We start from the raw sequence: 11,219 nt of genomic DNA, 5'->3' as shown, positions 1-11,219 counted from the left end.
CTAAAAAAGTTGCCATGAATTGGCACAAATTAATGTTTTTTTTATGCCACAGATTAATAGATTTCCGGGATTAATCATTTTAATCTTTATAATCTGTGGCTAAAAAAAGTTGCCACGAATTACACGAATTTTCACGAATTCTTTTTTAAAAGAATAATTAAGAACAAAAATTAGTGCGATTAGTGTAATTCGTGGCAAAAACAAACTATTTTTGATTCCTGTTAAAATAAACATTTGAAATGCATAAAAATCAGCGCTTAATATTTTTTCTTTTATTTTCATTTTTCATTACTTCGATTTCTAATGCACAGGAAAGTAACATGCATCCTAAAAACGAATTTAGAGGTGTATGGATTGCAACGGTTGTAAATATTGACTGGCCGAAAACAAGTATGGATAATGTGGAAAAAGAAAAAGCTGATTATCTTGAAATTTTAGAAGCCTACAAAAAACTAAATTATAATGCCGTAATTGTTCAGGTTAGAAGTGTTGGAGATGCTATTTATCCTTCAGAATTTGCGCCTTGGTCACGATTTTTGACCGGAAAAGAAGGTTTGGCTCCAAATCCGTATTACGATACTTTGGCTTGGATGATTGAGCAAGCACATAACAGAGGCTTTGAGTTTCATGCATGGCTGAATCCTTATCGTGCAACTTTTGATTTGAATAAAAATCTTTTAAGCCCAAATCACGATCTTTTTAAACATCCAGAATGGATGATCGAATATGGCGGAAAATATTATTACGATCCTGCTTTACCAGAAGTTCAAGCGCATTTAACCAAAGTCGTAAAAGAAGTGGTTGACAAATATGATATTGATGCCATTCATTTTGATGATTATTTCTATCCTTATGCTGTTCCTGGAAAAGTATTTAACGATAATGCTTCGTACCAAAAATATGGCGCTGGTTTAAGCCGTGCAGATTGGCGTCGTGCAAATGTAAGCAACTTTGTACATGCCATTTCGGCTACCATTAAAGAAAGCAAACCGTGGGTTCAATTTGGAATTAGTCCGTTTGGGGTTTGGAGAAATAAATCTCAAGATCCAAAAGGCTCTGAAACACAGTCGACTTCAAATTATGATGATTTATACGCTGATCCAATGTTATGGATGGATCAGAACTGGATCGATTATATCTTACCTCAATTATATTGGAGCATGAACAATACTAGAGCTTCTTACTCTAAATTGGTAAAATGGTGGTCTGAAAACGCTAATCCGAATACTGCTATTTACATCGGACATGCTACGTACAAAATTAGAGGCGACGGTGATAAAAGCTGGAATTATATGACCGAAATTCCAACCCAAATTGATTTCTTAAGAACTTTCAAAAATGTTTCTGGAAGCGCTTACTTCAGCTCAAAATGGTTTATGGGCAAAAACTTCGATGTAGTTCGTCATTTAGAAGAAAACCAATATAAATATCCTGCACTTCCTGCAGCTGTTCCAAATTTACGACATGTAATTATTGACACGCCAAAATTATTGGAGTACAAAAAAGACAGTATTAAATATGATTTCACATTCCAAAGTCCTCTAAATACAAAGGTTCGCTATATGGTAGTTTATGGAGCAGAACATATTTCGAAAATTGATACTAATGATGCAACAAAAATTATTGAGAAAGTAACGATAAAAGAAGTTGACGGAAAAATCAATTTCGCAATAGCGGCAGGAAAATTAAACCTTTACAAGGCCTGTGCAGTAACTTTTATTGATTACTATGCCAATGAAAGTACTCCAATTGCAATAGATTTAAAAAAGCCATTTAAAAACTATACACCAAATCAACCTAATGAAAACAGATAACAAACCTTGGTTTTGGATTCCGCTTCTTAACTTCGCTTCTGGATTACCGTATGCTATAATTATTTCCGTTTCGGTAATTATGTATAAAAATTTAGGGATTTCTAACGAAGATATTGGTGTTTACACCAGTTTACTTTATCTGCCTTGGGTTATCAAACCTCTTTGGAGTCCGCTTATTGAATTAATCGGAACCAAAAGAAAATGGTTTTTACTAATGCAATTAATCATTTCAATTGCTTTTCTGCTGGTCGGTTTTACCATTCCGCTCAACGGATTTTTTATAATGACCTTGTCTATATTCTGGGTTGCGGCTTTTGCTTCGGCTTCTAATGATATTGCTAGCGATGGCTTTTATTTATTGGTTCTTCCAGAAGACAAACAATCTTTCTTTATTGGTATTAGAAGTACTTTTTACAGACTTTCGATGTTAGCAGGAAACGGATTGGTAGTGCTTTTTGCAGGTTATTTAGAACATAAATTTGGAGACAATACCAAAGCTTGGTCATATACCATGATTTGTGTTGGTTTACTAATGACTTTCATTACCCTTTACAATTTCATTTTTACACCAAAGAATGAAATCAATGCTGTGACAACTAAAGAAACTGCGCATTCTCAAGATTTTGCAACTATTTTCATCAGTTTTTTCAAGAAAAAACAAATCGGATTGATTCTAACTTTTATCTTAGTTTTTAGACTAGGAGAATCTCAATTGCTTAAAATGCTAAGTCCGTTTTTATTAGATTCTAAAGAATTAGGCGGAATGGGATTAGACACTGAAGCTGTTGGAATTATTTATGGAACTTGTGGCGTTGCGGCTTTAACCATAGGAGGTATTTTAGGCGGAATTGCAATCTCAAAACAAGGACTTACGAAATGGATGTTTCCAATGTTTTTAGCAATGCACCTTCCAATTTTAGGTTTTATATTATTGGCTTTCTTTCATCCTACTTCAATTTATTACATTTATGCCGTTGTAATTGTAGAACAATTTGGTTACGGTTTTGGTTTTACTGCCTTTATGATGTATTTAATTCATGTTGCCGAAGGAGAATCAAAAACAGCACATTATGCACTGGCAACTGGTTTTATGGCATTAGGAATGATGCTTCCAGGAATGTTAAGCGGTTTTATACAAAAATATTTAGGCTATCAAAACTTCTTTATTTGGGTTTTGCTGGCTACAATTCCAGGTCTTATTTTATCACGTTTTTTAACCTTCCCAAAAGATTTTGGGAAAAAATCAGAAGAAGTTTAACACCCAAATCAAACTTTAACTATGGAAATCAATGAAAACTTGCAGAACGAACGAAATCTGAAAGGAACTGAGTTCGAGAAAAATGGAAATCTTGAAAAAGCAATTGAATTGTATGAAGAAAATGTTGCAGAAGGCTTTAAAGGAAATCACCCTTACGATCGACTAGCAACGATCTACAAAAACGAAAACGATTTGGATAATGAAATCCGCGTTTTAGAAAAAGCAATTGTGGTTTACGAAATAATCACTATTGAAGACCGATTAGAAGGATTGCCAAAGCTTTTCCGTTTCAAAAACAGATTAGAAAAAGCAATTGAAACTAAAAAGCAATTAGCCAAACAGAAAAAGGCAAAGTTGAAATAAAAAATCAAACTATATCATAATACCCAATTATCTGTTTTATAAAGAAATGGATAATAGTGTCTGTATGAAAAAGACTTTACAATAATGAAAATCACAGCCGAAGCGTTACGACAAAAAATAGGACAGTTTTTCTTTCCAGCAGTATTCATCAATGATACAGAAGAAAATATTCAGGAAACAGAAAAACTTATTAGAGAATACAATATTGGAGGATTAACCTTTTTCCATAGTCGTGCGAGTGCTGCAACCAACTATGAAAGCAAGAAAAAAGTTGTTTTTAATGATGACAGTTACGAAAAAATCAAAACACTTATTTCTCGTTATCAAAAAGCCGCTTCCACTCCACTTTTAATTAGTATTGATGCTGAATGGGGTTTAGCAATGCGAATTGAAAAAACACCGCAATATCCGTATGCAATTACGCTTGGCGCTTTACCTTCAACTAAATCGAGTTTGGTTTACGAAGTTGGAAAACAAATTGGTTTAGATTTAAAAGCGGCTGGAATTCAGTACAATTTATCGCCTTTGGCAGACATCAACAACAATCCAAATAATCCAGTTATTGGTTATCGTTCTTTTGGTGAAAACAAAGAAAAAGTAGCCGATTTTTCGATTGAATATTTAAAAGGAATGTCAGAAGTTGGTGTTTTAGGCTGTCTGAAACATTTCCCTGGACACGGAAATACGAATGTAGATTCACATTTAGGATTACCGGTTTTAAAGGAAACTTTAGAAGAATTATTAGAAAACGAATTATATCCGTTTATTAAAGGAATAGAAAATAATGTCGATTCGATTATGATCGGACATTTGGCAGTTCCAAGTTTAAATGACGGAAAAGACACTTCTGCAACATTATCAAAAGCAGTGATTCAAGATCTTTTACGTGACAAATTAGGTTATGATGGTTTAGTAATTTCTGATGCTTTAAATATGCACAGTGTTTCTAAATTATACGAAACCAAAGGACAATTAGAATGGGAAGCTTTCAATGCAGGAAACGATGTTTTATGCTTTGCCGAAAATGTTCCAGAAGGAATTGAAGCGATCTATAAAAATGCTTCGCCAGACCGTATTTTCGAAAGCTATAATAGAATCATGAAAGCCAAAGAAAAAGCAGGAATTCTTTCTGGAAATACAGCTGTTTCGGGCGAATTAAACTTCGAAAAGACATCTCAATTAAATCTGGAAATTGCTCAAAATGCAATTACGAAAATTATCGATAACGGAATTTCAGATTTAGCTATAGAGGCTCAGAAAAACAACAAATTAGCCAAACTAAGTTTATATAAAAATACTGAAAACACATTTTTCAAAACGCTCAATGCAAAACTTGATTCACCAGAATTTGCTTTTGAAAGCTTAGAAACTTCGGATATTGCTACAATCAAAAATGAATTAGAAAATTTTGAAACCCTCATCATTTCATTATTTGTTCCAAAAGCAAAACCTTTGAATAATTTTGAAGTAAATGATGAAGTTTTCGAACTGCTTTCTAATCTTCTTCGAACAAAAAAATGCATTATTTACGTTTTCGGAAATCCTTACGTTTTACCACTTATTCCAGATCTAAAAAAGGCTTTAGGGTTAATTCAGGCGTATCAAGATTTTGAAGAATTTCAAAAAACCGCAGGAATTCAATTTTTTGAAAAAAATAGTTTTACAGGCGTTTTACCAGTAAATATTGATAATCAATAAATTACAATTATAAATAGTCAAAATTTATCAACTTATAAGTTTTTATAATCACATCTTATTGTAAGAACCTGTACTTATGCCCTACTTTTGCACCAGAAATAAATATTTAACGTAAAACGAAAATTATGTCTTTAGTAGGAAAAAAATTCCCAAGTATTGCAGTAGATGCTATCTCAGAAATGGGTGACAATTTAAAAATCAACATTTTTGAAGAAGCAGTAAACAACAATAAAAAAGTACTTTTATTCTGGTATCCAAAAGATTTTACTTTTGTATGTCCAACTGAATTACACGCCTTTCAAGCTGCTTTACCTGAATTCGAAAAAAGAAATACTATCGTAATTGGCGCTTCTTGCGACACAAACGAAGTTCACTTTGCTTGGTTAAATACTCCAAAAAACAATGGTGGAATCGAAGGTGTTACTTACCCAATCTTAGCTGATACAAACCGTAACTTAGCTAACATTTTAGGTATTCTTGATATCGAATCTACAAGCTACAGCGAAGATACTGATTCAGTTATCATTGAAGGTTCAAACGTAACTTACAGAGCTACTTACCTAATTGACGAAACTGGAAAAATCTTCCACGAAAGCGTAAACGATATGCCATTAGGACGTAACGTAAACGAATACTTAAGAATGGTTGACGCTTACACTCACATCCAAACTAAAGGTGAAGTTTGTCCAGCAAACTGGGAAGCTGGTAAAGAAGCTATGTCTGCTGACAGAATCAGTACTGCTGAATACTTAAGTGCAAACTAATTTCTAATTAGTTTCTAAGATACTAAGATGCTAAGGTTCTAAGATTTTCTCTTAGACCTTAGTAACTTAGAAATCAAATCCTCTCTCAAAAAATCTCAAAATTTATAGTTGCTAAAATCCATAAAGGTTCAAAAAACTCAGAACCTTAGAATCTTAGCACCTTAGAATCTCAAAAAACAAAACTTATGTTAATCGACTTAAACGAAGATACGTTAGCAGATTTAGTTGCTAAAAACGAAAAAGTAGTAGTGCAATATTCAGCTTCATGGTGTGGAAATTGCCGTATTATGAAACCAAAATTCAAAAAATTAGCAACAGAAAATGAAGCTATCACTTTTGTTTTGGTTGATGCAGAAAACTCTCCAGAATCAAGAAAATTAGCTAATGTGAGCAACTTGCCTACTTTTGCTACTTTTGTAAACGGACAATTGGTTGGCGAAACTCAAACCAACAAACAAGAAGTTTTAATTGACTTAGTAAACGCTATTGTTTAATTGGTTATTTGTTTATTCGTTTAATCGATTAAACAAAAAAACGATTTAACGCTTAAACAAAAAAATTATGAAATTACCAGTAATTAAGCATTTAACACAATTTATCGAAGAAAACGATCAGGATTACATCATTGAAACGATAGAAGTTCTAGAAGCGATGACTGAAATTCCTTCTCTTAAAGATGAAGAATTAGACGTAATTGGCGAATTGATTTCAAATATGTATGGTGCCCTTGAAGTTCAAAAATTAGTAGCTCAAGGAACAGATAAAAAAGAAGCTTTAAATACGTTTATGAAACGTGTTTTAGGTTCTATCGATAAATAATCGAACCTCTTTTTTCAAAGAAAAAACAAAAAAACATGACGGAGAAAGCGTTTCTATTTGGAGACGCTTTTTTTTTACTTTCAGGTTTCAGTTCCACGCTTCATGCAATCTTTGTCAGGCTGAGTTTAGTCGAAGCACATACTAGTAACTCCACAATCTTTTAGAGTTTCTAGCGTAGCCCTCATTCGTCGGCATAACAAACTTTGCGAATAGAACTATGGCAAAGTTGGACATAAAGATGCAAAATAAAGAGAACAATATTTTCTCAAAATAAAAGTTATTAATAGAAATAATTTGCAAAAATAAATCGCAAATTCTTGAATTTATGGCTATCAAAAAGGACTCCTTAATCTCTCCTTAAACCGTTAACAAATACTTTTACATTCAAATATTAATCCTTACTTTTGAGCCTCATTAATTTTAAACAAAAATCATGGCATCTATCACATTAGGAGGAAATCCAGTTCATACATCAGGCGAATTGCCTGCAGTTGGATCACAATTAGCTGATTTCAAATTAGTACAAAACGATTTATCAGTTGCTTCTCTAAGCACTTTCGCTGGTAAAAAATTAGTTTTAAATATCTTCCCAAGTGTTGATACAGGAACTTGCGCAACATCTGTTAGAACTTTCAATGCAAGTGCAAGCGGATTAGAAAACACAACTGTTTTATGTATTTCTAGAGATTTACCTTTCGCTCAAAAACGTTTTTGTGGTGCTGAAGGCTTAGAAAATGTAGTAAACTTATCAGATTTTCAAACTGGTGCTTTCGGAAAAGCAAACGGATTAGAAATCGTTGACGGACCTCTAGCTGGTTTACACTCAAGAGCAATCATTGTTGTTGATGCAGACGGAAAAGTCCTTCACACAGAACAAGTTGCAGAAATTGCAAATGAACCAAATTACGAAGCAGCTTTAGCAGCACTATAATATTTATCTCTAAAATGGAGTTTCAAAAAGACAACACCTTTGTTACAGGCCGTTTAAAAAGCATGACTTATGCTTTTAACGGTGCTGTAAAATTAATTAAGACCGAACATAGTATTATGGTTCAATTTTCATTGGGAATCATAATGACTATTTTAGGTTTTTACTTTCATATTTCACAAACCGAATGGCTTTGTCAAACTTTAGCCATTGGCTTAGTTTTAGCTATCGAAGGATTAAATACAGCAGTTGAAAAAATTGCCGATTTTATCCATCCTGATTACAGCAGACGAATCGGATTTATTAAAGATATTGCTGCAGGGGCAGTATTTTTTGCTGCAATGACTGCAATAGCAATAGGCTTGATTATTTATATTCCAAAATTTATTTAGGCAAAGGAAAACGCAAGAATGGCAAAAAATAAAAAAGAAACTGTAGATAAAAAAAACGATAAACAAGAAGGAAATAAAAGATCATTTAAGATATCCAAGCAACAAAAATTTGTTCTAGGATGTCTTTTGGTTCTTTTTTCTATTGCCCTATTAGTTGCATTTATTTCTTTTTATGTTAACGGACAATGGCAAAATGATCAAAGCATTGTAAACCAGCTTGGCGATCGTTCTGAAATTGCTGAGAATTGGCTTGGCAAATTCGGAGCTTATCTTGCCGATTTGATTATCTATAGAGGTTTCGGGTTGGCGTCTTTTATTTTTGTACGTTTATTTTTCCTCACAGGAATGTTTTTAGCATTGGAGCTTTCTACTCAAAAGCTTAAAAACACTTGGTTCTGGGATATTTTTGCCATTATTATCGTTTCTGTACTTTTTGGCTTCTTCGCTACTTCTGCACCAGAATTAGGAGGAACAATTGGTTACGAACTCAATCTATTCCTTCAAGATTATATCGGAAAGACAGGTACTTTGCTTACACTACTTTTCGGTTTAATTGTATATCTAATTTTCAAAATCAAATTATCGCCAGAAAAAATTCAGTCCTATTTTGATTCTACTAAGAAAGAATTCAAATCTGAATTAGATACTTTAAAACCTGCTGTTCAACAGCCCGAAAGCGCTTATAATCTAGAAGAATTTTCTATTAAAGAAGAAACAGATGAAGAAAATGACCCTGAATTGGATAATATTCATCTTAAAACTGTCGATTCTCAATTTGAAATCAATAAGGAGGCTTTAAAACCAACCATTTCTCATTCATCAGAAATTGAGCTAACTCCAACTTTAAAACCAATTCAACCGCCACCTACACAAATTACTGCCACGCCAGAAGAAGCATTTGTAATAGAAAAAGCGGAAGAAGAAGACATTATCGAAGAAAATTTAGCTTCTCGTCTAGTTGCCGATTTCGGATTATTTGATCCAACTTTGGATTTGTCAAATTACAAATTCCCAACTATCGATTTATTAAAAGAATATTCGACTGGCGGAATTACAATTAATCAGGAAGAATTAGAAGAAAACAAAAATAGAATTGTAGATACGCTTCGTAATTACAAAATTGAAATTGCACAGATTAAAGCAACCGTTGGTCCATCGGTTACTTTATATGAAATTGTGCCAGAAGCTGGAATCAGAATTTCTAAAATTAAGAGTTTAGAAGATGATATTGCTTTGTCATTATCAGCATTAGGAATTCGTATTATTGCACCAATTCCTGGAAAAGGTACTATCGGTATTGAGGTTCCGAACAAAAACCCTACTATGGTTTCTATGAAAAGCGTTATTGGAGCAGCGAAGTTCCAAGAAGCAGAAATGGAACTGCCAATTGCTTTAGGAAAAACCATTTCAAACGAAACTTTTGTTGTCGATCTTGCAAAAATGCCTCACTTATTGATGGCTGGAGCAACTGGACAAGGAAAATCTGTTGGATTAAATGCCGTGTTAACTTCATTGTTATACAAGAAACATCCTGCAGAAGTAAAATTTGTTTTGGTCGATCCGAAAAAAGTAGAGCTTACACTTTTCAATAAAATTGAAAGACATTATTTAGCTAAACTTCCAGATACAGAAGACGCTATTATTACTGACAATGCAAAAGTTGTCAATACTTTAAATTCACTTTGTACAGAAATGGATAATCGTTATTCTTTATTAAAAGATGCGATGGTTCGTAATATTAAAGAATACAACGAAAAATTCAAGTCTAGAAAATTAAATCCTGAAGCAGGACACCGATTTCTACCATACATCGTTTTGGTTGTCGATGAGTTTGCCGATTTAATTATGACTGCAGGAAAAGAAGTCGAAGTTCCAATTGCTCGTTTAGCTCAATTAGCGCGTGCTATTGGTATTCACTTAATTATCGCAACACAAAGACCTTCTGTAAACGTTATTACAGGTTTAATTAAGGCCAACTTCCCTGCCAGAATTGCGTTTAGAGTAACTTCTAAAATTGACTCTAGAACTATTTTGGATACTCAAGGTGCAGATCAGCTTATTGGACGCGGAGATTTATTATACACTAATGGAAACGACGTAATTCGCGTTCAGTGCGCCTTTATTGACACTCCAGAAGTGGAAAAAATTACCGATTTTATTGGCGGACAAAAAGCATATGCTACAGCTTATTTGCTTCCAGAGTTCGTTGGCGAAGAAAGTGGCATTAATCTTGATATAGATATTTCTGAAAGAGATACTTTATTTAGAGAAGCGGCAGAGATAATTGTCAATGCACAACAGGGTTCTGCTTCTTTATTGCAGCGAAAATTAAAACTAGGATACAACAGAGCCGGTCGTTTGATCGATCAACTTGAGGCAGCAGGTATTGTTGGTCCGTTTGAAGGCAGTAAAGCACGCAGTGTAAACATCTTAGATTTAAATGCTCTTGATCAATTTTTTAATAATGAACAAAATTAATCCAATCATGAAAGCAAAAATTCAAGAAATCAACAACAATTCTATCACAAACATGACCAAAAAGTGTTTTCAAATGGCAGTTATATTGCTTTTGAGCTTCACTTCTATTCAGGCTCAAGATAAAAAAGCGAAAGATTTATTGAACGAAGTAACTTCTAAAATAAAAAGCTACGACAATATTGTTATCGATTTTAAGTATTCTTTGAACAATGCCAAAGAAAACATCAATCAAGACAGTAAAGGAAACGTAACAATGAAAGGAAACCAATATGTTTTGAATTTCATGGGCGTTACTAAAATTTTTGACGGTCAGAAAACTTACACTATTGTTCCAGAAGACGAAGAAGTTACTATTTCTAAAGTAAACGAGAAAGATGATAATGCAATCACTCCTTCAAAAATGCTTACTTTCTTTAATTCTGGCTACAAATACAACATGGACATTGTTCAGAATGTAAAAGGAAGAAAAATTCAATACATCAAATTAGTACCAACCAGCGGAAAAGACCAAAGAAAAGAAATTTTGTTAGGTGTTGACGTTCAGACAAAACACATCTACAATTTGATTGAAACTGGAAAAAACGGAACAAAAACAACTTTAACCGTTAATTCTTTTAAAACCAATCAGCCATTATCAAAAAATCAATTTACCTTTGTAGCGAGTAAATACCCGAAATACTACATCAATAAATTAGATTAATCAGA

The 11,219-nt window shown here is 33.2% G+C and carries 11 protein-coding genes; all 11 read left to right on the top strand.

The window, feature by feature from the left end:
* Positions 1–239 precede the first annotated feature (239 nt).
* The 11 genes from JC605_RS13885 to JC605_RS13835 all read left to right on the top strand — a co-directional run bounded on the left by JC605_RS13885 (position 240) and on the right by JC605_RS13835 (position 11,214).
* Positions 240–1,814, top strand: a complete 1,575-nt coding sequence (locus JC605_RS13885; protein ID WP_198856766.1) for a glycoside hydrolase family 10 protein — start codon at positions 240–242, stop codon at positions 1,812–1,814.
* A complete protein-coding gene (locus JC605_RS13880) occupies positions 1,801–3,072 on the top strand; it encodes an MFS transporter (RefSeq protein ID WP_198856765.1) in 1,272 nt (423 codons plus the stop codon). The genes JC605_RS13885 and JC605_RS13880 overlap by 14 nt, the downstream gene beginning before the upstream one ends.
* 21 nt (positions 3,073–3,093) lie before the next feature.
* Complete coding sequence (locus JC605_RS13875; protein WP_198856764.1) at positions 3,094–3,435, top strand: hypothetical protein; 342 nt, start codon at positions 3,094–3,096, stop codon at positions 3,433–3,435.
* Between the two features lie 84 nt (positions 3,436–3,519).
* Entirely contained in the window at positions 3,520–5,133 is a 1,614-nt protein-coding gene (locus JC605_RS13870) for a glycoside hydrolase family 3 protein (RefSeq protein WP_198856763.1), read from the top strand.
* A 125-nt stretch (positions 5,134–5,258) separates the two neighbouring features.
* Positions 5,259–5,897 carry a peroxiredoxin gene (locus tag JC605_RS13865; protein WP_012024184.1) on the top strand — a complete coding sequence of 213 codons (639 nt, stop codon included), beginning with the start codon at positions 5,259–5,261 and terminating at the stop codon, positions 5,895–5,897.
* 185 nt (positions 5,898–6,082) lie between these two features.
* Complete coding sequence (locus JC605_RS13860; protein ID WP_008462030.1) at positions 6,083–6,391, top strand: co-chaperone YbbN; 309 nt, start codon at positions 6,083–6,085, stop codon at positions 6,389–6,391.
* Between the two features lie 67 nt (positions 6,392–6,458).
* Positions 6,459–6,716, top strand: a complete 258-nt coding sequence (locus JC605_RS13855; RefSeq protein ID WP_008462029.1) for a hypothetical protein — start codon at positions 6,459–6,461, stop codon at positions 6,714–6,716.
* Between the two features lie 433 nt (positions 6,717–7,149).
* Complete coding sequence (gene tpx, locus JC605_RS13850; protein ID WP_144214976.1) at positions 7,150–7,647, top strand: thiol peroxidase; 498 nt, start codon at positions 7,150–7,152, stop codon at positions 7,645–7,647.
* A 14-nt stretch (positions 7,648–7,661) separates the two neighbouring features.
* On the top strand, positions 7,662–8,036 hold the full coding sequence (locus tag JC605_RS13845; RefSeq protein WP_198856762.1) for a diacylglycerol kinase: 375 nt from the start codon (positions 7,662–7,664) through the stop codon (positions 8,034–8,036).
* Positions 8,037–8,054: 18 nt separating this feature from the next.
* Positions 8,055–10,514, top strand: coding sequence for a DNA translocase FtsK (locus tag JC605_RS13840; RefSeq protein ID WP_198856761.1), 2,460 nt, complete (start codon positions 8,055–8,057; stop codon positions 10,512–10,514).
* 7 nt (positions 10,515–10,521) lie between these two features.
* Positions 10,522–11,214, top strand: a complete 693-nt coding sequence (locus JC605_RS13835) for an outer membrane lipoprotein carrier protein LolA (protein ID WP_144214979.1) — start codon at positions 10,522–10,524, stop codon at positions 11,212–11,214.
* The last annotated feature ends 5 nt before the right edge of the window (positions 11,215–11,219 follow it).

The sequence above is a fragment of the Flavobacterium sp. IB48 genome, assembly GCF_016405855.1.
Lineage (GTDB): Bacteria > Bacteroidota > Bacteroidia > Flavobacteriales > Flavobacteriaceae > Flavobacterium > Flavobacterium ginsengisoli.
The sequence above is the reverse complement of the archived record's forward strand: the minus strand, read 5'-3'. Positions and strand labels throughout refer to the sequence as shown.

Bases quoted from the DNA above. Each gene is read 5' to 3' on its own strand.
- JC605_RS13885 (WP_198856766.1), top strand. From the start codon at position 240: ATGCATAAAAATCAGCGCTTAATATTTTTTCTTTTATTTTCATTTTTC.
- JC605_RS13880 (WP_198856765.1), top strand. From the start codon at position 1,801: ATGAAAACAGATAACAAACCTTGGTTTTGGATTCCGCTTCTTAACTTC.
- JC605_RS13875 (WP_198856764.1), top strand. From the start codon at position 3,094: ATGGAAATCAATGAAAACTTGCAGAACGAACGAAATCTGAAAGGAACT.
- JC605_RS13870 (WP_198856763.1), top strand. From the start codon at position 3,520: ATGAAAATCACAGCCGAAGCGTTACGACAAAAAATAGGACAGTTTTTC.
- JC605_RS13865 (WP_012024184.1), top strand. From the start codon at position 5,259: ATGTCTTTAGTAGGAAAAAAATTCCCAAGTATTGCAGTAGATGCTATC.
- JC605_RS13860 (WP_008462030.1), top strand. From the start codon at position 6,083: ATGTTAATCGACTTAAACGAAGATACGTTAGCAGATTTAGTTGCTAAA.
- JC605_RS13855 (WP_008462029.1), top strand. From the start codon at position 6,459: ATGAAATTACCAGTAATTAAGCATTTAACACAATTTATCGAAGAAAAC.
- tpx (WP_144214976.1), top strand. From the start codon at position 7,150: ATGGCATCTATCACATTAGGAGGAAATCCAGTTCATACATCAGGCGAA.
- JC605_RS13845 (WP_198856762.1), top strand. From the start codon at position 7,662: ATGGAGTTTCAAAAAGACAACACCTTTGTTACAGGCCGTTTAAAAAGC.
- JC605_RS13840 (WP_198856761.1), top strand. From the start codon at position 8,055: ATGGCAAAAAATAAAAAAGAAACTGTAGATAAAAAAAACGATAAACAA.
- JC605_RS13835 (WP_144214979.1), top strand. From the start codon at position 10,522: ATGAAAGCAAAAATTCAAGAAATCAACAACAATTCTATCACAAACATG.